The following is a 24,015-nucleotide window of genomic DNA, read 5'->3' on the forward strand; positions in this document are numbered from 1 at the left end:
TACCCTTTGCGGGGTAATGAGTTCTTTTTTTGCCGTTGCCCAACAAGGCCGCGCCGCCCTGGAAACCGAAGCCGACACCCTCGCTGCGCGCGAAGACTTCGAAGGCGCGATCGCGCTTTACAGTAAAATATTGCAGAATGCCATGTATGCGGACGAGTCCGACTACATCGTGTTGCACAAGCGTGCCTATGCTTACTTCAGTGCCGAGAGATTCAATGAGGCGCTGACCGATGTGAATCAATACCTGGGCAAATATCCTACCGACCACCAGGGTAAGCTGTTGCGCATGTATGTATACCAGGGCTTGGAGAAATATGATCTGTTGCTGAAGGAGCTCGATGCGTTTGCGGTAGGCCGTTATGGCGACCCGCAGATCGACCGCTGGCGCGCTTCGATCCTGATGGAGGCGGGGCGTTATGCCGAGGCACGTACTGCTATCCGGACGATGCTGCGTGAGGAAGAAGACCCCGAGCTGCAGGCTTACCTGGGCCTGACCTACGCGTACGAGCAACGGCCCGATAGCGCCAAGATCGTTTTTGATGAAGCCATTGCTAAAGAACCGGGCTACGTGCAGACCTATCTGTTTGCCGGCTCGATGTGTATCGAGCAGGAGGCGTATGGCCTGGCCCTGAAATATATCGAGGCAGGTTTGAAACAAGAGCCGGGGAATGTTACCTTGTTATTCTACAAAGGCGTGGCCCAGGTGGAAAACGACCAGCTCGCGGCTGGCTGTAGTACGTTGACCAAGGCTTTCCATGCCGGTTTTGACGATGCTGTCGACTATTTGAAAGAGTATTGCTATTCCACGAAGGAATAGGACGTTCCCGGCGTTTTCCCCGGGCTCTCCACACTGTTTTAATGCTGATCTTAGAATTCCGGGAGGGGTGCGCCCATCTCCGTGTATACTTTGGGTCTATGCAGGGATGTTCCATAGATGTCCCACAGATGTTCCGTGCCTATATAGGGGTAGGACATCTATGGGACATCCGTGGAGAAAACGAGCCGCACGCGAAGGGGGGACAGACCCAGTCCCGGGAATCGACGGCCGCGTTTTGACCTGGGGGAAACAAAAGCGCCGCACCCGGGTAGGGCGCGGCGGAGAAAAGTAATTCTCAGCTTAGGTATTTCGTTTACATATTCCGGCGATACTGTCCGCCTACCTCAAAGAGAGCTTTCGTGATCTGCCCCAGGGAGCAGACTTTACAGGCCTCCATCAGCGCTTCGAAGATGTTCTGGTTTTGTACTGCCGCCTGTTGCACACGTGCCAACTGTTCCCTAACGCGTTGCTCGTGCACGCTGTGCAGGTTGTTCAGCATGTTGATCTGATACTCTTTCTCTTCGGTCGTGGCGCGGATAACCTCTTGCGGAATGACCGTCGGCGAGCCCTTCGAGCTTAGGAAGGTATTGACGCCAATGATCGGAAACTCGCCGGTATGCTTCAACATCTCGTAGTGCAGGCTTTCTTCCTGGATCTTGCCACGCTGGTACATGGTCTCCATCGCGCCCAGTACGCCGCCGCGCTCGGTAATGCGGTCGAACTCCGACAGTACGGCTTCTTCTACCAGGTCGGTCAGCTCTTCGATGATGAACGAGCCTTGCAGCGGGTTTTCGTTCCTGGCCAGGCCCAGCTCTTTGTTGATGATGAGCTGGATGGCCATGGCGCGGCGTACGCTCTCTTCCGTCGGCGTGGTGATGGCCTCGTCATAGGCATTTGTATGCAGCGAGTTGCAGTTGTCGTAGATGGCATACAGGGCTTGCAGCGTGGTGCGGATGTCGTTGAAGTCGATCTCCTGCGCGTGCAGCGAGCGGCCCGATGTCTGGATATGATACTTCAGCATTTGTGAACGTGCATTGCCGTCATACTTGTTCTTGAGCGCCTTCGCCCAGAGGCGGCGGGCTACACGCCCGATGACGGCGTACTCGGGGTCTATGCCGTTGCTGAAGAAGAACGACAGGTTGGGGGCAAAGTCGTTGATGTCCATGCCGCGGCTGAGGTAATACTCCACGTATGTAAAGCCGTTGGCAAGGGTAAAGGCCAGTTGTGTGATGGGGTTGGCACCGGCCTCGGCGATGTGGTAGCCCGAGATGGATACCGAGTAGAAGTTGCGTACGTTCTGGTCGATGAAGTATTGCTGGACGTCGCCCATGAGGCGGAGTGCGAACTCCGTCGAGAAGATACAGGTGTTTTGTGCCTGATCCTCTTTGAGGATATCGGCTTGCACCGTGCCGCGTACTTGTGAGAGGGTTTCGGCTTTGATCTTTTGGTAGACGTCGGCCGGCAACACCTGGTCGCCGGTCACGCCCAGCAGCATTAGCCCGAGGCCGTCGTTGCCTTTGGGCAATGCACCCTGGTAGGTGGGGTGTTTACCGGGATAGTCTTTATACAGCGCGGCGATCTTTTGCTTTACCTCTTCTTCCAGGCCGTTTTGCTTGATATATACTTCGCATTGCTGGTCGATGGCGGCATTCATGAAATAGCCCAGCAGCATGGGCGCGGGACCGTTGATGGTCATCGATACCGATGTTTTCGGGTCGGCCAGGTTAAAGCCGCTGTAGAGCTTCTTGGCGTCGTCCAGGCAGCAGATGCTAACGCCGGAGTTGCCGATCTTGCCATAGATGTCGGGGCGATAGTCGGGGTCGTTGCCGTAGAGTGTTACCGAGTCGAACGCCGTCGACAGACGTTTGGCGGGCATGGCCATGCTCACGTAATGAAAGCGACGGTTGGTACGCTCGGGGCCGCCTTCGCCGGCGAACATGCGCGTGGGGTCCTCGCCCTCGCGTTTGAAGGGATAGATACCGGCGGTATAGGGGAACTCGCCGGGCACGTTCTCTTGCAGGTTCCATTGCAGCAGCTCGCCCCAGGCTTCGTAGCGGGGCAGCGATACCTTCGGTATTTGCAAGTGCGACAGCGACTCGGCGTGTGTCTTGATGCCGATCTCTTTGTCGCGCACCTTGAACTTAAACAGTGGGCCTTTGTATTGCGCTACCAGCGCTGGCCAGTTTTCGAGCAGCTTCCAGTTGCGCGGGTCGAGACCCAGTTTGAGCTTTTCAAATTGCTCTTCCAGTCCCTTCAGCAGCCGATCTTTGTCTTCGGGGGCCAGCTCGCGTACAGTATCCATCGCCGTGCGCAGGGCGTAGAGCTTTTGTGCGATGGTGGCCTGGTCTTTTACCCAGCCGTCGTAGCCGCGGTTGTTTTCGGCAATCTCGCTGAGGTAGCGTGTGCGGTGCGGCGGGATGACAAAGATCTTCTCCGACATCTCGCGTGTGATCTCAAACGACGACTGCAACGGTGCGCCGGTCTTTTCGGCGATCGTATCCATGACGTGTTTGTAGAGCTGATTCGTGCCGGGGTCGTTGAACTGCGAGGCGATGGTGCCGAACACGGGCATTCCTTCCGCCGGGCTGTTCCACAGCTGGTGGTTGCGCTGGTATTGTTTCTTGACGTCGCGCAGGGCGTCGAGGGCACCGCGTTTGTCGAACTTGTTCAGGGCAATGACGTCGGCAAAGTCGAGCATGTCGATCTTTTCCAACTGTGTGGCGGCGCCGTATTCGGGCGTCATGATATAAAGTGACACGTCGCTGTGGTCGAGGATCTCCGTGTCGCTCTGGCCAATGCCGGAGGTCTCCAGTATAATGAGGTCAAAACCTGCAGCTTTGAGTACTTGTATGGCTTCTTTCACATAGGCAGACAGTGCCAGGTTGCTTTGCCGTGTTGCCAGGGAGCGCATGAACACGCGTGGGTTGTTGATGGCGTTCATCCGGATCCGGTCGCCTAAGAGTGCGCCGCCCGTTTTGCGTTTGGAAGGATCGACGGAAATGATGCCGAGGGTCTTGTCTTTAAAGTCGATCAGGAAGCGGCGTACGATCTCGTCCACCATAGACGACTTACCCGCACCACCCGTGCCGGTAATGCCCAGTACGGGGGCCGTCGAAGTAGCCGCCTGTTCGTTTACCTTTTTGAAAACATTCTGGTGTTTGTCGTAGAAGTTTTCGGCGGCGGAGATCAACCTTGCCAGCGCGGGGTGGTTGGAGGTTGTTAGCTGCGTGATGTCGTCGGAGATGGTCTCGCCGGTAGGGTAGTCACTCTTTTCAACGAGGTCGTTGATCATGCCTTGCAGGCCCATGGCGCGGCCATCGTCGGGCGAGTAGATGCGGGTGATGCCGTAGTCCATCAGCTCGCGGATCTCTTCGGGCAGGATCACGCCGCCACCGCCGCCAAAGATGCGGATGTGGCCTGCGCCCTTTTCCTGTAAGAGGTCGTACATGTATTTGAAATATTCCGTATGCCCGCCCTGGTAGCTGGTCATGGCAATGGCGTGCGCATCTTCCTGAATGGCGGTGTTTACCACTTCTTCGACACTGCGGTCGTGCCCCAGGTGAATTACCTCGCAGCCGGTGGCCTGGATGATCCTCCGCATGATATTGATCGCAGCATCGTGGCCGTCAAACAGACTGGCCGCCGTGACGATCCGCACCTTGTGTTGCGGTTTATAAGGCTCCTGAACCGTGTGGCCCGCTGCAACAGGCTGTTTTTTCTCAGTTTTACTGGCTGTAATCGTATCGGAACGCATGAAAAATCGATTGTTATACACGAAAGTACGCAGAAGTGGGCTATTGTGCTAACAGGAGTTAGGAAAGCATCTTCTTGAATAGATTTTCCGTTATTGTAGGTAGCGAATCTATAAATGACAAAACGATGTTTGGTCTTTTTAAAAAGAAACAGAAGGAAATAAAGAAGCCGGAAGTGCTTCAAAAAGAAGAAGGAAATTTCAAGTTCAAGTGGTATGAGATCGGCGAGGAGAATCCTTTCAACAAGCGGATCATAGACATTCGGTCGTTTACACAGACTATGATTTCCACCTCTTCCCAACAGGATGTTGCCGAGAAGTACAGTGCCTTACGTCGCTCGCTGGGCAAAGAATACCGGGGCGCGTCGATACCCCATTCAAAATCAGTCTCCGCCAATCTAAAATATCCGCACGACGGCGCGGCGGTGGAGGGGATCGTGTTTAAGGCTGATGCGATGGAGGTAAAATGGGATATCTATGTTTATGACGATGTGTTTTATTTCACCCGAAGCTGGACCGGGAATTTGGGATACAAAGTCACCGCAAGGATCAATGCAGATTCTATAGAGTTGTTAACCATTGAATGTTCCTCGGACGAAGACGACCTCATTGTTATCAACAATGTACACTTCCTCATTATGGCGCATGTATTGGGCAAAGTATATCCGCACATGATTCCGAAAGAGCTGGAGAGTGAAAATGATATTGCCCTGTATTCCTTTAGTATGTTCGGAAAAAAAGCTTGCTATGCGACCTATGAGACTATTACGGATACGGTTATTGGCGTAAGGAAATAGATTGGCCCTCGGTCACCAAAAAAAAAGGTCTGCCCGGCGAACCGGGCAGACCCCAACAAAAAAAATACATAGAAGAAAGTCTCTTATTGCCAGCCGCCGCCGAGCGATTGGTATAGCTCGACCTGGGCGCTGAGATGCTGGCGGGTGATGGTGGCTTGTTCAAGCTCCGCCTGCAACGCGCGGCTTTGTGCCGTGACGACTTCCAGGTAGTTGGCCATGCCGCTGCGGAACAGCAGTTGGGCATTTTGCACGGCCTGGTCGAGTGTCTCGACGCGATCATCGGCTACCGTCTTTTGTGTTTGCAACTTCTCGATCTTCACCAGGGCGTTGGTTACGTCGTGTACGCCCTGCATAACGGAGCGGCGAAACTCGATCGCACGTTGCTCGCGCTCCGCGCGGGCTACATCCAGTTGGGTGCGCAGCTGTCGCTTCTGGAAGATCGGTTGTGTCAGGTTTCCGGCCAGCACGCCGAACAGTGACGCCGGTGTCTTGAACCAGTTAGAGGCTTCGAACGCGTTTAGTCCACCCGTGGCTGTAATGCTCAATGCGGGGTACATGGCGCCCTGTGCTGCGCCTACACGTGCGTTGGCCGCTATCAGGGCCAGTTCACTGGAGCGTACATCGGGGCGCAGACGGAGCAGGTCCGCGGGTACACCGGTGGCCAGTGAATCTTGTGACAGCAGGCTGTCAAGCGCTGTGCCGCGGGTGACGGCGCCGGGCCAGTCGCCGAGTAATAAGCGCAGCGCATTTTCTTGTAAAGTGATGGCCTGCTCCAGCTGCGGCACGAGCAGTGCGGCGGTTTGCTGTTGTGAAAGAGCCTGTTGCACGGCCAGTTCGGTAACTTCGCCTGCCGTTTTTTGCAGGCGGATCATTTGCACGATGCTGTCGCTGAGGTTCGCGTTCCGTGTGGCAATTTCCAATTGGGCATCGAGCATCACGAGGTTATAGTAGTTGTTGGCGACAGACGCTACGAGGCCGGTTTGCACGGCACGACGTGCTTCGAAGCTCTGCAGATAGGTCGCTACCGCGGCTTCTTTCTGCCGGCGGATCTTACCCCATACATCGATCTCCCATGACAGCGTACCGCCGAGGGTATAATCTTCGAGGTGGTGGAGGGGACCGATGGGAGGAGGAACTGAGCCCAGCTGGATGCCCGTAAAGCTGTTGTTCGACGGATTATTGGTGGAGACGGTGCCTTGCGCGTTGAGCGACGGCAGCCAGGCCAGCCGTGCCTGCCTGGCATACGCATGCGCTGTTTCCAGCCGCTGAATGGCCAACTGTAAATCGAAGTTGCTGACCAGTGCTTTGTCGATCAGGCTTACCAGGGTCGGGTCTTGAAAGAACACTTTCCACGACAGCAAAGCTGCGCTGCTGTCGCTGGCACCCGTCGCATATTGCGCGGGTGCATTCAGTTCAGGACGTTTATAGTTCTTTCCGGCAGAGCAGCCCGCTAAGAGGGCGACTACCAGTCCGAGAGATATACTTGTGGATAAATACTTATTTCTGCGCATGTGCGGAAAGATTATAGCGTTGAGGTTGGTTCTACGGCAGTGGCCTCGGGGCGCTTGCCGGAAATCCGCTCCTGGATGTATTGGAAAATGACGAAGAGTACCGGTACGGCAAAGATGCCGAGGATCACCCCCGTGAGCATACCGCCGGCAGCACCTGTACTGATGGAGCGGTTACCGAGTGCGGAAGCACCGGTGGCACGCATCAGCGGCAGCAGTCCCACGATAAAGGCAAACGAGGTCATCAGGATCGGGCGGAGGCGCAAGCGCGCTGCTTCCAGCGCGGCGGCCATCAGCTCCATGCCTGCGCGTCGGCGCTGCACGGCATACTCTACGATCAGGATGGCGTTCTTTGCCAACAGACCTATGAGCATGATAAGCCCTACCTGCACATAGATGTTGTTCTCGATGCCGAAGAGGCGGATGAACAGGAACACGCCGAATATACCCAGCGGTATCGACAGGATCACCGACAGGGGCAGGATGTAGCTTTCATACTGTGCCGCCAGCAGGAAGTATACGAAGATGAGACATAGGGCGAAGATGAAGCCGGCCTGTCCGCCGGAGGCGATCTCTTCTTTGGTCATACCAGCCCACTCGTAACCGAAGCCACGGGGCAGGTACTGGGCGGTCACTTCTTCTACAGCTTTAATGGCATCACCCGAGCTATAGCCAGGCTTTGGCACACCGTTGATGGTAACGGCGTTGAAGAGGTTGTTACGTGTTACCGTTTCGGGGCCATAGACGCGCTCCAGGCTGATAATGGTGCTGAGCGGTACCATCTCACCAAAGGAGTTCTTGACAAACATGCCTTTGAGGGATGTGGGATCGTCGCGGAACTCTGCGTCGGCCTGCATGATAACGCGGTAGAACTTACCAAAGCGGTTAAAGTCTGACGCGAACGTGCTGCCGTAGTATACCTGCAGGGTTTGCAGGGCATCGGTTACCGATACGCCCAGTTGCTTGGCTTTCTTCTCGTCAATTTTCAAATTGAACTGCGGGTTGGCCGTGTTGAACGTCGTGAAGGCAAAGGCGATTTCGGGACGCTTCATCAGCTCGCCGATCAGGCCTTGTGCGGTTTCGTTCAGCGTGTGCAGTGAACCACCGGTGCGGTCTTGCAGAATCAACTCGAAGCCGGACAGGTTGCTGAAACCGGGCACGGTCGGCATCATGAAGGTAAAGATGTTCGCCTCGTTGATGGCGCCCAGCTTCTGGTTTACCATGCCCATGATGGCGTTGATGTCTTTCACCGACCCCCGGTCTTTGTGCGGTTTCATCTTTACAAAGCCCACCGCATAGTTGGAGCTGATGGAGTTGGTAATGATGTTCAGGCCCGACACCGACAGGTAGTGATTGGTAGCTTCCAGGTCTTTCATGATCTGCTCTACCTTGTGTACTACTTCGCGCGTGCGTTCCAGGGATGAGCCGGGAGGCGTGGTGATGGAGAACACAAAGAAGCTCTGGTCTTCGTTGGGAATAAAGCCAGTAGGGGTGGACATCAGCATCCAGACGCTCGCCAGGGTAACGATGGCAATGCCACCGAGGGGGATCCATTTACGACGATTCAGAAAGCTTAGGCTTCGAACATACTTCTCGGTCATCGCATTGAAGCTGGTGTTGAATGCCTGGAAGAAACGCTTGTGAATCGGCAAGTTTGCGTGGCCATGGTCGTCATGATCAACATGGGGCTTCAGGAACAAGGCGCACAACGCAGGGCTAAGCGTCAGGGCGTTTACGGCAGAGATGATAATGGCGATGGCGAGCGTGAAAGCGAACTGGCGATAGAATACACCTGCGGGACCTTGCATAAAGCCTACGGGTATAAACACCGCCGACATTACCAGGGTAATAGAGACAATGGCGCCGGAAATTTCAGACATGGATTGCAGGGTGGCGGCGCGTGGATGGAGCTTAGAGCTTTGCAGTTTTGCATGCACGGCTTCCACGACCACAATCGCGTCGTCCACCACGATACCGATGGCCAATACGAGGGCGAACAACGTCAGCAGGTTGATGGTAAATCCAAACAGCTGCATGAAGAAGAACGTACCGATGATCGCTACCGGCACCGCGATGGCCGGAATGAGCGTCGAACGGAAGTCTTGCAGGAAGATAAATACAACAAGGAATACGAGGACGAACGCCTCGAGAAGAGTAGTTGTAACCTGTTTAATTGATTCGTCCAGGTATTCCTTGGTGCTATAGATCGTAAACACCTGTACGCCTTGCGGAAGATCGGCTTTCGCTTTTTCCAGCAGCGCGTTTACTTCGGTTTGAATGTCGTTGGCGTTGGAGCCGGCGGTCTGGAAGATCGCCAGACCGATGCCTTGCTTGCCGTTGACGGTTGTGTTTTGATTGTACGAGAAAGAGCCCAGCTCGACACGGGCTACGTCGCGCAGACGCAGCACGGAACCGTCGGCGTTGGCGCGCAGAATGATGTCGCCATACTGCTCGTCTTTGTTGAATTTACCGCGATACTTGATGACGTATTCAAACGCCTCGTGGCTATTCTCACCCAGACGGCCGGGAGCGGCTTCCAGGTTTTGCTCGCGCACGGCGGTCAGCACTTCCTGCACGGACAGGCCGTACGCCGTGAGGCGATCGGGCTTAAGCCAGATGCGCATGGAGTAATCTTTCGAGCCAAACACCATGGCCTGGCCTACACCGTTCACCCGTTGGATCTGGGGGATGAAGTTGATCTTGGCATAGTTCTGCAGAAACGTTTCGTCGTACAGCGGGTTGTCGCTCATGAGGTTGGCCACCATGATCATACTGTTCTGCTGCTTTTGTGTGCTGATACCGGCTTGCACGACTTCTGCCGGCAGCAGGCTGGTGGCTTTAGACACACGACTTTGCACGTTTACAGCGGCCAGGTCGGGGTTGGTGCCGAGCTTAAAATATACTGTCAGCGCCATGGTGCCGTCGTTGTTCGATGTGGAGGTCATGTAGGTCATGTCTTCCACGCCGTTTACGGCTTCTTCGATGGGCGTCGCTACGGAGCGGGCCACCACTTCGGCGTTGGCGCCGGGGTAGTTCGCCTGCACCTGAATGCTGGGCGGGGCGATGTCGGGGAACTGCGTCACCGGCAGCTGGAGCAGCGAGAGCAGCCCCAGCAGCACGAGTATGATTGAGATGACCGTTGCCAGTACCGGTCGTTCGATAAATGTCTTTAACATAAGAAAGCGTTATTAAAAGGTGCGTATAGGTCCTGCCGGGCCTGCTTCGATGAGAAGCAAGCCCGCTAAGCGGCCGGTAAGCCGGCAGGGTATAACGGTTTGATTAAATAGGTTTTGTTTTCAGCAGGCTGTCGAGCGCGATAGGCTGCGGGGCGATCAGCGCACCGTCGCGCAGGCGGCTGAGTCCCTGGTATACGATCTTTTCACCGGGCTTCAGCCCTTCTTCTACAAAATAATAGGTAGAGCTTTGGTCTTTGATGCGGATCGGGCGGCTGGCTACCTTGTTGCTGTCGGATACGACAAATACCAGTACCTTGTCCTGTAGCTCGAACGTTGCCTCCTGCGGTACGACCAGGGCCTGGGCGTGGTTGCGCGGGATGCTGACGCGGCCGGTGTTACCCGAGCGGAGCAGCCCGGCGGCGTTGGGAAACGTTGCGCGGAAAGTGATCGCACCCATGGTCTTGTCAAACTGACCTTCGACCGTGCTCACGATACCCTTTTCCGGGTATACTGTGTTGTCGGCCAGGATCAGGTTAACGGGCGGCAGGTTCTTCAGCTTTTCTTCCAGCGTCGCGCCGGGCACCTGCTCTTTGAACTGCAGGAAGTCGACTTCGCTCAGCGAGAAGTAGGCATAGATCTCTTTCACATCCGACAGGACTGTCAGCGGCAGGTCTTCGCCACGGCCTACCAGGCTTCCGAGCTTATAGGGAATGTGGCCGATGTAACCGCTTACGGGGGCCTTGATCAGCGCATAGCCGGCGTTGATCTCGGCGTTGCCCATCTGGGCGCGGGCCTGGGCCACGTTGGCTTTGGCCGACTCCAGGCTGGCTTGTGCCGTCTGCAGTTGGATCTCCGACACGACGTTGTTTTTTACCAGCGGTGTCAGGCGGTCCACTTCCAGCTGGGCCTTCGCTTCGTTAGCTTGTGCAGCCTTTAGCGAGGCCGTGGTATTGGCTACCTGCTCGCGGTAGGGACGGTCGTTGATGCGGAACAAGGGCTGACCGGCTTTGACATAGTCACCTTCGTCGATAAAGATCGTCTCCAGGTAGCCGGCTACCTGCGGACGAATCTCGACGTTCACCTTGCCTTCCAGCGTAGCGGCATACTCACGGTGTGTAGTAGTGGCTACGTTGGCGACGGTCAATACGGGCAGGGTAGGGGTGGGCATTTGCATCATGCCACCGTCGTTGCCCGACGACGAGGTGCAGCTGTTTAATATGGCGACGAGTGCCATGCTCCCGAGCATGGTGACTCCGGTGGTTGCAAGTGGGTTCAATAAACGTTTCATACTTCCTTCTTTTAAATATATATCAAATGTGGTTTCAGGTGAGTTACGTAAGACAAGCTGGCAATGTGCCGGCGGGGCGACCGGAGGTCATGCAGGCCGGTGGAGCAGAGCAACCGGCGCGGAGGGTGCATAACGCGCAGGGGGTACTATGCTTCCAGATCGGCCGTACACGGGCGACACGGGAATGCGTGGTGGATCAACATAATAATCCCCTTAACACGGCAAACCCCCGTAAAAGGTTTTGCCTGTGGTGGATTATTGTGCATTCTTGCCAGGTTGATCATGAAGCAAAAGTATTATGCTTCATGCAAGCAGACATTTACCTAATCATGGCATTAATTGTACTTTTCGCGGATCGTGCGTTGATATAGATATGGCGTATGGCCCGTGTGTTTTTTAAAGAACCGATTAAAATACGAGTCGTCTTCGAACTTTAACTGCCATGCAATCTCTTTCATGGAGGAGTTGCCCCAGAATAACAAACGTTTGGCTTCCATCAACCGCTTCTCGTCGATGACCTGTTTGGCTGTCTTGCCAACGGTTGTTTTGATCACTTCGTTCAGGTGCCCCGGGGTTACATATAACATATCGGCATATTCGGCCACCATGGTCTTTTCCCGGAAGTGCGCGTCGACCTGATATTTAAATTGACGCACCAGTTTGTTTTGGGTGGAATCCATCTGCATGACGGGCACACTGATGTCCTGCAAACGTGCGCAACAGATAATAAACGCATTTAAGAGATTCCGGATCAGGCTGTCCTTCTGTGGTTTGTTGGCGGCAAACTCCTCTTCCATCAGGCGTGCATAGACCATCAGCTCGTCCATGGTCGACGCATCCATGTCCTGAATTACGTGACCAAACATACATTCCCAGCAGGCCATCCATCCCTGCATCTCGCCCATGAGAAAGTCTTTATTAAAGGAGATGAACAGCAGCTCAGCATCATACGACTTGACCCACTGGTGCACTTGCTCGGGGCTCATGGAGATCAGCGCCGGCGCTTCGATATAGTACTTTTCAAAATCGATGAACTTGGAGACCGCGCCGCGTGTCAGTAAGATCAACGAGTATCCTTCGTTCCGGTGGGGCTCCTGAAAGTCGGTGAAATCGTCGTCAGGCTCGCACCGGGAGATGCCAAAGTCGGTACCGCCGGAACAGGTCATGAGATTATAGACAGGAATGATCGTGTCAGTCAGGTTCATGGAAGGGTGCGAATAGTGGGCCATCGGATTTCGGTTTCGGGTACGTAATCCTGTATTACAACGAAACGGGTACTAAAAGTTCTGTCCTGGGGCTGAATTTGTATAGAAAACATATCCTACCCGACAAAATACAATCCCTGTGCGATGAAAAGATGTCACCTATTTTGGGTCAGATGCAGACTGACAGCTGTTCGCTTCACACGGTGTTCACGTTCGCTTCATACGGAAACTCTTACCAAGACAACCGTAGCGGTGGAAACCCTTAAGACGCGGGGTGTGTTTTTTTATTGTGGCTCACTGGAACATGCGCCAGTTCTTAAGCTGCTCGACGAACTCGGGCAGTACCCGAGGGTATAACACTATGCAGAATACCAGACCGAACAGGGCGCCATACAGGTGGGCATCGTGGTTGATATTGTCGTTGGCTTTCTTGCCCTGATACCAGGAGAACACCAGGTAGGCGGTGCCCATGATAAATCCCGGAAAGCAAAAGGCGAAGTAGATGCAGATGTCTTCCAGCGGCAGAAAAATCACAAACGCAAAGATCACCGATGCCACACCGCCGGACGCGCCGAGCGCATTATACCGCGGGTTGTTCTGATGTTTGAAGAATGTAGGAATGTCAGACACGATAATACCGAGGATGTACAGGGCAATAAAGTATAAATAGCCCAGCGGACCGAAGATTGTCGAGAACACGGTCTCCATGGCTGTACCAAAGAAGTACAGCGAGAACATGTTGAAGATAATATGTATGTGGTCGAGGTGAATGAACCCCGAGGTAATGAACCGGTAGTACTCGCGCCGGTGCCTGACGCGGTAGGGGTTCATGATAAGCTTGTTCAGAAAGTCGGGCCGCTCGAAGGCATAGAAGCTTACGATAGCGGTCACGGCGATCAGCACGTTGGTAACCGTGAGGAGCGATTCGAGATTGACCTTCAAGCCGATGGACTATTTGAAGTGGTACAGGAAAATGATCGACGCGGTAAACGCCGGCTTGGGGTTGTCTTTGATCTCGAGGGTGGCGAGCAGTTGGGCTTTGGTGATGCCCCGCAGGTCGGCGAGCGACTCGAGTGTTACCTTCAGGCGTACTTCGTTGTCGACCAGCACGGGTTGGTTGAACTTCAACTTTTCAATGCCGTAGTTCACCAGCATCTTGACGTTGTTGATCTCGGCCACCTGGTCCCACAGGTAGGGGATGATCGACAGGGCCAGGTAGCCGTGTGCGATCGGTTTTTTGAAAGGGCCTTCCGCCGCCCGTACGGGGTCGGTGTGGATCCACTGGTGGTCAAGGGTGGCCTCCGCAAATTTATTGATCTGTTCCTGGGTGATCTTCAGGTAATCTGAGTAGCCCAGGTCTTTGCCGATGTATTGTTCGAATTCCCGGAAACTGCCGATGACAAGTTTGCTCATACGATTAGAGTAGGATAATGCGGGCGAAAGTAGAGATTTCCCGGAAATAATGCGAAATTTGTTGGATTTGTAAGTATGTCGAGTACCGTAAACACCCCTTTTATCAGGTCGGCGGCCGTGCCGGAGGTACCGGTAAAGCCCAGTCCCGCCGTTGATACCGAGATTCTGGCGGCCATCGCGCCCGAAACGCTCGAGGACTCCTACGTGTACGTCCACTGCTATTTTGAGAATGAGTCGGAGGAGATGCTGATCCGCATTTGGCGCACTACCTACCTGGTAGACCGCGACACCGGCTCCCGTTCCAGCCTGGTACATGCCGAGAACATTTCGTACGCTCCGATGTGGACAGCCATACCCCGCGTGGGCACCTACAACTTTCTGCTCATTTTTTCGGCCTTGCCCAAGGCGTGCACCCTGTTTGACCTGGTCGAGGAGGTGCCGCAGCCCGGCGGCTTTCACGTACAAAACATCGCCCGCAACCAGCAGGATGTTTACCACGTCGATATTTGATCGTTCCGCATTTTCCACCCGCAGCATATCATGGATTATTATATAGATACCCACGCACACCTCTATGCCAAAGCCTTCCACCCGGATCGCGCCGACGTACTGGCGCGCTGCGAAGAGGCCCGGATCGGTCGGGTATACATGCCCAACATCGACCACACTTCCATAGACGATATGCTCGAGCTGGAAAGCCGCTCGGCAGGCCGCTGTCTTTCCATGATGGGGCTTCATCCCTGTTATGTAAAGAAGGATTTTGAACGTGAGCTTTACATCGTGGAGGAGTGGCTGGCCAAGCGCAAGTTTGTGGCCGTGGGAGAGATCGGCACCGACCTGTATTGGGACAAGACCTTCTGGGAGCAGCAAAAGGAGGCCTTTACCATCCAGGTGAACTGGGCCAAAAAATACAACCTGCCCATCGTCATCCACTGCCGTGAAAGTGTCGACGAGACAATCGCCCTCGTAGAGGGACTTGCCGACGGCAAGCTGACGGGGATATTCCACTGCTTTTCAGGCAACGCGGCGCAGGCCGAGCGGGTCACCAAACTGGGATTCCTGCTGGGCATCGGCGGCGTAGCTACGTATAAGAACGGCGGCCTCGATGCCGTGCTGCCCACTGTCGGGCTGGAGCACCTGGTGCTGGAGACCGATTGTCCTTACCTGGCGCCTGTACCTTACCGGGGCAAGCGCAACGAGCCATCGTATATCCCGCTGGTGGCGCATCGCATGTCCGAGATCATGAAGATACCGGTAGAGCAGATCCAGGCGGCCACGACGGCCAACGCACTGAAGCTCTTCCACCCGTCCTGACGGACGCCTGACGCAAACAACCCAAACAACCAGCATATACCACCGCCAACATGAATTTAAGAAAGATAAGCATTGACGCTGCCTTGCCGGAGAAGGCGCGCTCCCGGATATTGATCATCTATACCGGGGGTACGTTCGGCATGACGTATGATAAGGACGGCGTGCTCATCCCCTTTGATTTTGCTTCCATTCTCGAGCACCTGCCCACGCTCAAGAACCTGTCGCTCGAGATCACCGTCATCTCCTTTGAGATACCGATCGACTCGTCCAACATCGACCCGGGCCACTGGCAGGCGATCGGCGAGATCATTAAAGACAACTACGACGCGCACGACGGCTTTGTGGTGCTGCACGGTACGGACACGATGGCCTTTACGGCTTCGGCGCTGAGCTTTATGCTCGAAGGTCTGCACAAGCCCGTGATCTTTACTGGTGCTCAGCTGCCTATTATGGAGCCGCGGTCTGACGCCCGCGAAAATCTCATTACCTCGCTGGATATAGCTTCTGCCCGTCGCGACGGGTTGCCGTTGGTAAACGAAGTGTGTATTTATTTTGACTACGTGCTGCTGCGCGGCAACCGCTCGAAGAAGGTAGAAAGCATGCAGTTCGATGCGTTCAACTCGGGCAACTACCCGCCGCTGGCCAAAGCCGGCGTAAAGATCGATTACAACTTCGCGGCTATGACCGTGGCATCGCCGTCAACGCTAACGTTGCGCAAGTCGTTCGAGACGAATATTTCGATCCTGAAGCTATTTCCCGGCATCAGCCAGGAGATCGTACACGCCATCCTGAGCATACCCGGTCTGAAAGCTGTGGTCATGGAGACCTACGGCGCCGGCAACGCCCCGACGCTGCCCTGGCTGACGGAGGAGCTCAAGCGGGCCATCGAGAACGGCGTCATCATTGTCAATATTTCGCAATGTCCGGGTGGCCGGGTACTCCAGGGCCGCTACGAAACCAGCAAAAAGCTGCAGCAGATCGGCGTGATCGGGGGGGCCGACATGACCACGGAGGCCGCGGTGACCAAATTAATGCTATTGATCGGCGAGTACGGGCCTGCCCGGGCACGGGAGCTGGTAGGATTGTCCCTGGCGGGAGAATTAACCGCCTGACTTTGGAAAACGCAGGAATTATTGATTTCTTTGCACCCCGTTCAACAAAAGGAGAGATGTCCGAGTGGTTGAAGGAGCACGCCTGGAAAGTGTGTATACCCCCAAAGGGTATCCAGGGTTCGAATCCCTGTCTCTCCGCATTAAAAAAAGCCTGCAGATTCTAATAATTTGCGGGCTTTTTTTGTGAATAGGGAAATGGAATCGAACTCTCCATGTATACAGTCTATCTTTTCTGCAGTGAGGTCAACTTCGTCAAATTATGGATGGCTAGCGTATACTGTCACGGATTCCCTCCCGTCGCCATTAGCAGATTTCCACAGACAGGAAGCAATAACTGGAAACTGGAAGCCAGCCGACGAGGCATCGCGAAAACTCACCACTCAAACCAGACAATCAATCTGATCTGATTGTCTTCAAGCCCCTTAATTCCCTTAAATAATTCTATTAGAGAAAACAATTTCGGCCAGTCGCTACCGGCTTCCACGGGAAGCGTTGTCTTCGTAATCTCGTCATAGTAAATGACGGAATATCCAAAAAATCCAACACGGTGTTTCTGTTCTAACAATCTAATATCCTCAATCTCAGTTTTCACAATACCGGACGCGTTGATCGGAATACCTCTGTCTTTCGCTAATGATTGTATCTCAAATTCTTTTCTTATTATCCTTTTTGAGTACCCAAAAAATATCTCCGTCACTCTATCCACCCTGCTTATAACGGCGTCAATACGCATCCAGGCCAACCATGAATGTTCGTCTCGTTCCTCTTGTGTTAAGTATGGGCTATATTCAATCCAACCTAAGGTTTCTAACGGCATGGAATGGTTGTTTATCCTTAAAAGTAATCTTTTTTCAGTCCCGCTCATTGCAGAGCCTTGGCAACCTCCAATTTACCTTCTTTCATCGCCAATTTCTTCATATTCGGGTCCATAGACCCCTTCCTCACCTGGTTCCGCCCCGTAGACGATTCCGTCCCATCCTCAATTAGCACAATAGGAAATTTAAAGAATTTGTAGGCGAGGTCCTGCATTCTACCCGGAAAGAATTGGGATATTTTCGGAAAAAAGATTAGCGCCATCACCCACGATTCAATAATATAGTTATAACAAAAATAGACCGATCTAGTACTCTAAAAAAATATACCATTCGTGTAGTTTCTCATACCTCCTGGTGTTTTAAGTCTCTAGTAAGGTGACGGGGGCTATGTAATATGATCAGGTGCCAATTGGTTAAAATTGTGATTCGCTCACTATCAAGAACAGCGAAAAGTTGAGATACTACCTGACACGCATTTAAAACATTTTACTGAATATGAAAATCCGAGTCAATACTAAACAAATCATGCGGATCAAACTATTTGCCATTTTTACCCTCTTTGCTATAATGGCTTTGCCCATTCACGCGCAAGTAAAGGTTCGCGGGTACTACCGAAAAGACGGCACATACGTGCGCCCACATACCCGGTCGCTGCCCAAACAGAGCGCGCATCATACTTACTATGCGCCAACCACTACAGAGCGCACCTCATCCGCAAAAAGTCGAGTGGCGACGGAAGACGTCGCCGCAGCCGCCAAATCCAGCCTTACCGCCCCAAAGTACAATCGCAATCCTTTTGATCACTACACCTTCTACTCCCATTCTGGAAAATGCCTAGTTCGTTACTGTAGCGTGCGAACACAAGGAAAAGAATATGGCGATTTAGGATACGTGCTGCAAGAGCAATCTTACATGCCTTACTGTGGCAATCATACCTTGAAATGCCTCGCAGCCAGCTGTTCGAATACCGCCGTTCTTGCCCCCGATACATATGGTCGCTATTGTAAATCACATTTACGCACCTGCTTTCAGCTTGGTTGTACGAAAACCCCTATTCTAAAATCTGTTAAGGAAACCGATTGTATGTCCATCGGCAGATCATATACGGGACATTGTGAAGACCATGCCCCTGTTTGTGACTTTTCCGGCTGCGCAGAGACAGCATCCATAAGCGTTATCGGATATTCGCGCTTTTGTACCGATCATGCAAACACCTGCCATGTGGCCTATTGCCAGCGGGAAGCGATTTCAAAACGTGAAGGGGATTTCGGTTATTACTATAACAGTGTTACCTATACCAACCTATGTTCAGATCACACACCATTATGTGGCAATCCAGGATGTTCAACACTAGCATCGTTCTTGCAAGGCGGATATGATAAATTTTGTATTAAGCACAGGTAAATTTGTAACTGACCGTGAATCCGCAGAACTTCGCCTGGCCATTCTTCAATATGGGGGTAAGATGACCTTAAATCGAGTCTTCCCTTACCATAACACATTTCAATATTTGCGGACTTTTAGTGCCTAGAGGAATGGACATCGGGTCGTGTCGGAATCCAGTGCAGTCCAACGCAGAACAGCGGGAGGCGTAAAGGATTTTTCGGGATTGACTTAAGTCCTGTTAACGCCTTGACATTTAGGGCATTTAAAATCCGTCACCGATACTAAAAATGCGTAAATTCTGCTTTAAACTGGCTTTTTTCTATTAGCGCCCCGATACAACAACTTCAAATCCTCTACCAAAAGGTTCGAGATTTTGCCGGTCCTCCCCGCATTTAAAAAAGCCCCGCAAACTTTAACAGTTTGCGGGCTTTTTTGCGAGTAGAGGAATGGACATCGAACCAGTCCAGGTATCATTCGATACAAATGGTTGATTATCATTTGTTTGTCATCAGCCTTTGCATCAAGGACTTAGTTTTGGAGCAGTTCAAACCAATGATGCCCATCCCACTATTCCGGGAATGATCTGCCCCAGGTACGTATTGAGCTTTATAAGTTTTAAACAACGCGAAAAAAGGACAATCTTCCCTTTATTTTTCGTATGTGGTCAGCTGATCAAATCAATCTATATAAATCTCTTTTCCGAGGCCGCGACGACGTCTTTGCCGTACGCTGGGAAAAGAGTGGGAAGAGTGGATATATGCCTGCTTACCGATTCGATCCCTACCGGTACAGATTACATCAAATGCACGGGGGTACCTTCCAGAATTATACTGAGAAGGATTATATTCCGTACGATAGCCACCAGGTGATTAAACATCTTGAAGGTGGTCATTTAGCTGGAATCTATCCCTTACTACAAGATAACACATCTTGGTTCATAGCAGCCGATTTTGATAAAGAATCATGGGTTGCTGATTGTCGAAAATTCATTCAAGTTTGTCATAGCAGGAATATACCCGCATATTTAGAACGATCGCGGTCGGGTAACGGTGGTCATGTTTGGATGTTCTTTGAGGTAAATTATCCAGCGTACAAAAGTAGACGCATTATATCCAAACTATTGGAATTGGCGGGAGTGTTTTCTGTTTTTGATAAAGAATCCAGCTTCGACCGCCTATTTCCCAATCAAGACTATCTGTCAAAGAAAGGCTTCGGTAATTTGATTGCTTTGCCGCTTTATAAACCAGCACTGGAAGTTTCCAATAGCTGTTTCATTGACGTGGATACATTGAAGCCGATTGCAGATCAATGGAAGTTCTTGAAGTCAATCACGCGCATTGGATCTAATGTATTAGACGAACTGGACTGATCGCTGGCAAGCGTCGGAGAAACTGGGATTCAGGCTCCATCCGGAAATCTACTCATTACGCTAAGCAGTAAACTATCCATTAATCGAAATGCGGTCAATTCGAAATTGATTGAGTATCTTAAAGAAGAGCTGAGCTTTACCAACAGCGAGTTTCTTGTAAAAAAGAAAATAGGAAAGAATACATGGGGAACTCAGCGCTATTTCAAATTGATTGAAGAACACGAGAATACGCTCGCGGTGCCCCGAGGCTTCATTGGAAAACTGCTACGATTTTGTAAGGAAAATGAATTCACCTACGAGTTCAAGGATGAGCGTATAAAATTAGAATGCGCCGCGTTTACTTCGACCATTCAGCTACGCGATCATCAAAGGGTTGCCATTGAAGCTACTCAAAGGAAGGACTTAGGTGTTATCGTGGCGCCGCCCGGGCCTGGTAAGACAATCATAGGCTTGTCCATTGTCGTTGAGAAACAGCAGCCGGCACTGATTATTGTGCATCGGAAGCAACTTGCAGAACAATGGATGGACAGAATTGAGACATTTCTTGGAATACCCAGGAAGGATATCGGAAAAATCAGCAATGGTAAAGTGAGGCCGGGAAAACAGATCACGGTAGTATTAATTCGAAGTTTACGCAAAGCCCTAGAACGCGGAGATCAGGAGAATGCGACTAACTCGTTTGGCACCATATTAGTCGACGAGTGTCACCACACACCAGCGGAAACATTCCGTAGCACAATTGAGCGTCTAAATACATATTATCTGTATGGATTTACAGCCACTCCCTTCAGAAAACACAACGATGAAAAGATTATTTTCACTCATGTCGGTGAAGTTATCGCCGAAATCAAACAAAAGGATATTGAAACGCACTTAACGACACGCATCGCAATTAGAGACACAGATTTTGAGGTTCCATTTAACGCGAAGATGGATAATTTTGAGGTACTGTCGCGTATGTTGGTTCATGACTCTGCCAGAAACAAGTTGATCTTTAATGATGTCACCGGAGAGTTGAACGCAGGCAAGCGCGTAGTTATTTTAACGGAAAGAAAAGACCACATCAGTTCTCTCAATCAATATCTTAAGCAATTTTATGAAACAGTTACGCTAAGTGGTGACGACTCTGAAGCCAGCAGGAATGCTAAATGGAAAATTCTTCAAGAAGGAAATTATCAAGCATTGATCACAACCGGGCAATATTTTGGAGAGGGTAGTGATTTGACGAATGCGCACAGCATCTTCCTTGTATACCCATTTTCGTTTGAAGGTAAATTAATTCAATACATAGGTCGGGTGCAACGATCATCAATTGATCCGGTTATTTACGATTATCGTGATTATAAGATTGACTACCTCGAAAAGCTATTTCAGAAAAGAAATGTGTACTATAAAAGATTTGTCAAAGAAGGCCGCTTATTCAATTTTTATGAGCCGGTCACAACGACCGACAAATCATTCTCTATTGATGACCAAGTCCAGGTTCCAATCGAGCAGTTGGAATTTAAGTTTGGGATAGTCGTGTTCAAATATCAGTTGGATCAGATTAATAAGGAGTTGGTATTTGAGATTCCGAATATGCACATACGACCAGAGTTTGAAGTGCTAAAACCATATTTTGCCAAACTACTTAAATCTGCCAATATCGGTGCAACAATAAAAATCAGCGTCGATAATGGAAAACTTATTTATAACTATGCCTCGTCGGATGATCTTGATAGGATCGATCGTGAGATAATAGAAGGCGTTCGCTTTCAATTTTTATCGGAGAATATTTTAAAGCGGCATCCGGAGACTCGTCAGCCTAACCTTTTGGATATTCAACAAGTTCAGAACAGCAGGCTTGATTCACAAACGTTGTACAATTCGCCCGACGATTTGCTGAACGAAATTTTGAGTTATAAAAACGTTAAGCACTATCATCAATTGCGTTATCTGGCACAAAAGCATGAAGCCAGTGTCTTGAAGCTACGTTTTGTGCTGCTTCCATTTTCGTTTGTATTTCTTCTGACAGGCGAGCAACAGTATCATATTATTTGGGAGACATTAGATACGGAGGAAGCCGCCTATATCTGGCATGTAAACAAGAGTGTATCTATCCTTAGAGATGCATTGAAACAGATCGATGACGCATTGGGAGTAATTAGACAGAAAGGTCGCCAGGCATTTATTGATGATGCTTCATCGAACTTTAGTCGCGTTCTTCACGATTACTCTGATCCAATAAAAGGCTTCATTTTATGGCGAGATGCGTTGGAGGAACGTTTAATCTGAGACGCGAAAGGAAGCCGTTCCGTCAAATTTGGCCAATTTGGAGCTTTTTAGGCATCAGAATTGTTTCAAATACCAGTTGGACTTGCCTTTTGAAATAGTCCAAAACGTATAAGAATGCTCTTTTTTTGCTAATTTGGGACGTTTTCAAATGGAATTGAACGACATCATATCGTCAAAATCACCTAGGGTAGACAAGTTTGACTATGTTGAACGTATTGGGCCATGGGCTTTTCAATCCTTTTCGAAAAGCAAATGGCACCAGGTATCGGACGATGAAATTATTGAAGGAGCATTAGTCAATGCTCCGGAAAAAGAGAAGCTGATGCTTTTGAATCTCTACAGTTTGCCTGAGATAGTTCGGGTTTGGAGGTCAAAGGTGTTAATTCAAGACGATTGGAGACATAGTAATAATATCTGGATTGCACGTAATATTTTCAAGCAACGTGACCCTGAAAAATTTGTAAGCCTGGCGCTACAAGATTTGGACAGGCAGCGGCAACGCAATCGTAAATATGAAAGGATTATCTTCCGCAGCTAGAGGCGTCATTGAGTCCTTTTCATCCTTAGAAGTTCTTAGCGATTACTACTTGATTGGCGGCACGAGCCTCGCGTTGCAAATTAATCATCGGCTAAGTGAAGACTTAGATTTTTGCCAGTGGATTCCCAGGTATCATGTAAGCTATGCCATTCCGCAAGTACAAATCCTGGAGGAACTTAAGAAAAGATTTCACCAAGTGGATGAAAATCGTATTGACTTTCATCAGGTGAATTATGTCATCAGCGACCCACCTGTTCGAATAACGTTTTATCAGACGGCACTATCGAAACCAATTTTTAAACCAATCCCCCTAATTGGCAATATTTCGATGGCTGACCTCAGTGTTCTCGGTGGGTCAAAAATGTATGTGATAACCCAGCGTGATGCCCTTCGCGATTATTACGACTTCGAGCAAAACCACTCCCAAAGTGTTGTATGAGCTATTCAATAGGTTCTCGTTTGACGGCAGCCGATTTAAACTTTCCGACCTTGATAAACTGGAACCACGATATGATATCAGAGCCGAGGACTACACCGATTTTTGTCGTGAAGTAGCACAACAAATTCATGAATTGTATCCGAGCACTGTAAAAGTGGCGGATAATGTACATTCTATCAGGACAACAGAGCATTTACTTCGTAAAATTCAAAGTGCAGATAAAATACTTGCCGGCACAATATCAAAGATTATTACCAAGTACCCGTTGACACAGGAAGATGTCGAGATAGTGATTAGCGTAGGTCCTTACGAGTCGGACTTTGGTATGACTAACGCTACCTTACAATTGTTGAGTGAGATTGAGCTCGAACAAATTTTGCATCGCCGAACCGGATCAATCCGGAACTTGATTTATAATTTAAGGGACAGATACTCGATTTCCGGGAAGGACTTTAAACGGCTAAATCTTACTTCAGGTAACTAGATAATAGCTATTATCCGGCATGACAATTCAATGCTTCTAATTGATTTGTTTGCACTTTTTAATAAGTGCAGACAAATGAGATCAAATGCTACTCTTTTCAGCCTGTAACTGATTGAAAGGATGTCCGTTTGGAAACGCAAGGGCTATAGTGAAAATCCGCCTAAATACCTTTAAGTAACGTTTTTTCTGACATTACCCGACGCAACGACCTCAAATCCGCACCAAAAGGTTCGAGATTCTACCGGCCCGCCCCGCCCATCCAATGAATGGCCGCCCGCCGTTGGGCGGGGGCTTCCGTGGGGTGGAGCCCCCCCCCGGGGGTCCCCGCG

General features: G+C 51.0%; 18 protein-coding genes and 1 tRNA gene. 11 read left to right on the top strand and 8 right to left on the bottom strand.

The window, feature by feature from the left end:
- Window positions 1-16: 16 nt before the first annotated feature.
- Complete coding sequence (locus KK078_RS19485; protein ID WP_254091983.1) at window positions 17-817, top strand: tetratricopeptide repeat protein; 801 nt, start codon at window positions 17-19, stop codon at window positions 815-817.
- A 313-nt stretch (window positions 818-1,130) separates the two neighbouring features.
- On the opposite strand, the gene KK078_RS19490 is transcribed toward KK078_RS19485, so the two are convergent.
- A complete protein-coding gene (locus tag KK078_RS19490; RefSeq protein WP_254091984.1) occupies window positions 1,131-4,571 on the bottom strand; it encodes a methylmalonyl-CoA mutase family protein in 3,441 nt (1,146 codons plus the stop codon).
- Between the two features lie 125 nt (window positions 4,572-4,696).
- Here KK078_RS19490 and KK078_RS19495 point away from each other — a divergent pair, with 125 nt between their 5' ends.
- On the top strand, window positions 4,697-5,365 hold the full coding sequence (locus KK078_RS19495) for a hypothetical protein (RefSeq protein WP_254091985.1): 669 nt from the start codon (window positions 4,697-4,699) through the stop codon (window positions 5,363-5,365).
- An 83-nt stretch (window positions 5,366-5,448) separates the two neighbouring features.
- Here the strand turns inward: KK078_RS19495 and KK078_RS19500 are convergent, their stop codons facing one another.
- The 6 genes from KK078_RS19500 to KK078_RS19525 all read right to left on the bottom strand — a co-directional run bounded on the left by KK078_RS19500 (window position 5,449) and on the right by KK078_RS19525 (window position 13,955).
- Complete coding sequence (locus KK078_RS19500; RefSeq protein WP_254091986.1) at window positions 5,449-6,876, bottom strand: efflux transporter outer membrane subunit; 1,428 nt, start codon at window positions 6,874-6,876, stop codon at window positions 5,449-5,451.
- An 11-nt stretch (window positions 6,877-6,887) separates the two neighbouring features.
- Window positions 6,888-10,049, bottom strand: coding sequence for an efflux RND transporter permease subunit (locus KK078_RS19505; protein WP_254091987.1), 3,162 nt, complete (start codon window positions 10,047-10,049; stop codon window positions 6,888-6,890).
- 103 nt (window positions 10,050-10,152) lie between these two features.
- Complete coding sequence (locus KK078_RS19510) at window positions 10,153-11,337, bottom strand: efflux RND transporter periplasmic adaptor subunit (protein ID WP_254091988.1); 1,185 nt, start codon at window positions 11,335-11,337, stop codon at window positions 10,153-10,155.
- A 335-nt stretch (window positions 11,338-11,672) separates the two neighbouring features.
- Window positions 11,673-12,542, bottom strand: coding sequence for a helix-turn-helix domain-containing protein (locus tag KK078_RS19515; RefSeq protein ID WP_254091989.1), 870 nt, complete (start codon window positions 12,540-12,542; stop codon window positions 11,673-11,675).
- 294 nt (window positions 12,543-12,836) lie between these two features.
- Window positions 12,837-13,484: a rhomboid family intramembrane serine protease gene (locus tag KK078_RS19520; RefSeq protein ID WP_254091990.1), complete on the bottom strand. Its 648-nt coding sequence runs from the start codon at window positions 13,482-13,484 to the stop codon at window positions 12,837-12,839.
- A 9-nt stretch (window positions 13,485-13,493) separates the two neighbouring features.
- Complete coding sequence (locus tag KK078_RS19525) at window positions 13,494-13,955, bottom strand: MaoC family dehydratase (protein WP_254091991.1); 462 nt, start codon at window positions 13,953-13,955, stop codon at window positions 13,494-13,496.
- 75 nt (window positions 13,956-14,030) lie between these two features.
- On the opposite strand from KK078_RS19525, the gene KK078_RS19530 reads away from it, so the two are divergent.
- The 4 genes from KK078_RS19530 to KK078_RS19545 all read left to right on the top strand — a co-directional run bounded on the left by KK078_RS19530 (window position 14,031) and on the right by KK078_RS19545 (window position 16,519).
- Window positions 14,031-14,465 carry a hypothetical protein gene (locus tag KK078_RS19530; protein ID WP_254091992.1) on the top strand — a complete coding sequence of 145 codons (435 nt, stop codon included), beginning with the start codon at window positions 14,031-14,033 and terminating at the stop codon, window positions 14,463-14,465.
- Between the two features lie 30 nt (window positions 14,466-14,495).
- Window positions 14,496-15,269: a TatD family hydrolase gene (locus KK078_RS19535; RefSeq protein WP_254091993.1), complete on the top strand. Its 774-nt coding sequence runs from the start codon at window positions 14,496-14,498 to the stop codon at window positions 15,267-15,269.
- 50 nt (window positions 15,270-15,319) lie between these two features.
- A complete protein-coding gene (locus KK078_RS19540) occupies window positions 15,320-16,381 on the top strand; it encodes an asparaginase (protein WP_254091994.1) in 1,062 nt (353 codons plus the stop codon).
- Window positions 16,382-16,431: 50 nt separating this feature from the next.
- Window positions 16,432-16,519: transfer RNA gene (locus tag KK078_RS19545), tRNA-Ser, on the top strand.
- 235 nt (window positions 16,520-16,754) lie between these two features.
- Here KK078_RS19545 and KK078_RS19550 read toward each other — a convergent pair.
- A complete protein-coding gene (locus tag KK078_RS19550; RefSeq protein WP_254091995.1) occupies window positions 16,755-17,198 on the bottom strand; it encodes a hypothetical protein in 444 nt (147 codons plus the stop codon).
- 493 nt (window positions 17,199-17,691) lie between these two features.
- On the opposite strand from KK078_RS19550, the gene KK078_RS19555 reads away from it, so the two are divergent.
- From KK078_RS19555 to KK078_RS19575, 5 genes are all read left to right on the top strand, one after another.
- Complete coding sequence (locus tag KK078_RS19555) at window positions 17,692-18,600, top strand: hypothetical protein (protein ID WP_254091996.1); 909 nt, start codon at window positions 17,692-17,694, stop codon at window positions 18,598-18,600.
- Window positions 18,601-19,240: 640 nt separating this feature from the next.
- Window positions 19,241-19,951: a TOTE conflict system archaeo-eukaryotic primase domain-containing protein gene (locus tag KK078_RS19560; protein ID WP_254091997.1), complete on the top strand. Its 711-nt coding sequence runs from the start codon at window positions 19,241-19,243 to the stop codon at window positions 19,949-19,951.
- A 105-nt stretch (window positions 19,952-20,056) separates the two neighbouring features.
- Window positions 20,057-22,225, top strand: coding sequence for a DEAD/DEAH box helicase (locus KK078_RS19565; RefSeq protein ID WP_254091998.1), 2,169 nt, complete (start codon window positions 20,057-20,059; stop codon window positions 22,223-22,225).
- 148 nt (window positions 22,226-22,373) lie between these two features.
- Window positions 22,374-22,763: a hypothetical protein gene (locus KK078_RS19570; RefSeq protein ID WP_254091999.1), complete on the top strand. Its 390-nt coding sequence runs from the start codon at window positions 22,374-22,376 to the stop codon at window positions 22,761-22,763.
- A complete protein-coding gene (locus KK078_RS19575) occupies window positions 22,738-23,202 on the top strand; it encodes a nucleotidyl transferase AbiEii/AbiGii toxin family protein (RefSeq protein ID WP_254092000.1) in 465 nt (154 codons plus the stop codon). Before KK078_RS19570 ends, KK078_RS19575 begins: the two co-directional genes overlap by 26 nt.
- Window positions 23,203-24,015: the final 813 nt, after the last annotated feature.

It is taken from the genome of Dawidia soli, from assembly GCF_018598185.1.
Taxonomy (GTDB): domain Bacteria; phylum Bacteroidota; class Bacteroidia; order Cytophagales; family Cyclobacteriaceae; genus Ohtaekwangia; species Ohtaekwangia soli.

Bases quoted from the DNA above. Each gene is read 5' to 3' on its own strand.
- KK078_RS19555 (WP_254091996.1), top strand. From the start codon at position 17,692: ATGAAAATCCGAGTCAATACTAAACAAATCATGCGGATCAAACTATTT.
- KK078_RS19510 (WP_254091988.1), bottom strand. From the start codon at position 11,337: ATGAAACGTTTATTGAACCCACTTGCAACCACCGGAGTCACCATGCTC.
- KK078_RS19540 (WP_254091994.1), top strand. From the start codon at position 15,320: ATGAATTTAAGAAAGATAAGCATTGACGCTGCCTTGCCGGAGAAGGCG.
- KK078_RS19505 (WP_254091987.1), bottom strand. From the start codon at position 10,049: ATGTTAAAGACATTTATCGAACGACCGGTACTGGCAACGGTCATCTCA.
- KK078_RS19490 (WP_254091984.1), bottom strand. From the start codon at position 4,571: ATGCGTTCCGATACGATTACAGCCAGTAAAACTGAGAAAAAACAGCCT.
- KK078_RS19570 (WP_254091999.1), top strand. From the start codon at position 22,374: ATGGAATTGAACGACATCATATCGTCAAAATCACCTAGGGTAGACAAG.
- KK078_RS19515 (WP_254091989.1), bottom strand. From the start codon at position 12,542: ATGAACCTGACTGACACGATCATTCCTGTCTATAATCTCATGACCTGT.
- KK078_RS19500 (WP_254091986.1), bottom strand. From the start codon at position 6,876: ATGCGCAGAAATAAGTATTTATCCACAAGTATATCTCTCGGACTGGTA.
- KK078_RS19525 (WP_254091991.1), bottom strand. From the start codon at position 13,955: ATGAGCAAACTTGTCATCGGCAGTTTCCGGGAATTCGAACAATACATC.
- KK078_RS19550 (WP_254091995.1), bottom strand. From the start codon at position 17,198: ATGCCGTTAGAAACCTTAGGTTGGATTGAATATAGCCCATACTTAACA.
- KK078_RS19575 (WP_254092000.1), top strand. From the start codon at position 22,738: ATGAAAGGATTATCTTCCGCAGCTAGAGGCGTCATTGAGTCCTTTTCA.
- KK078_RS19485 (WP_254091983.1), top strand. From the start codon at position 17: ATGAGTTCTTTTTTTGCCGTTGCCCAACAAGGCCGCGCCGCCCTGGAA.
- KK078_RS19535 (WP_254091993.1), top strand. From the start codon at position 14,496: ATGGATTATTATATAGATACCCACGCACACCTCTATGCCAAAGCCTTC.
- KK078_RS19495 (WP_254091985.1), top strand. From the start codon at position 4,697: ATGTTTGGTCTTTTTAAAAAGAAACAGAAGGAAATAAAGAAGCCGGAA.
- KK078_RS19530 (WP_254091992.1), top strand. From the start codon at position 14,031: ATGTCGAGTACCGTAAACACCCCTTTTATCAGGTCGGCGGCCGTGCCG.
- KK078_RS19560 (WP_254091997.1), top strand. From the start codon at position 19,241: ATGTGGTCAGCTGATCAAATCAATCTATATAAATCTCTTTTCCGAGGC.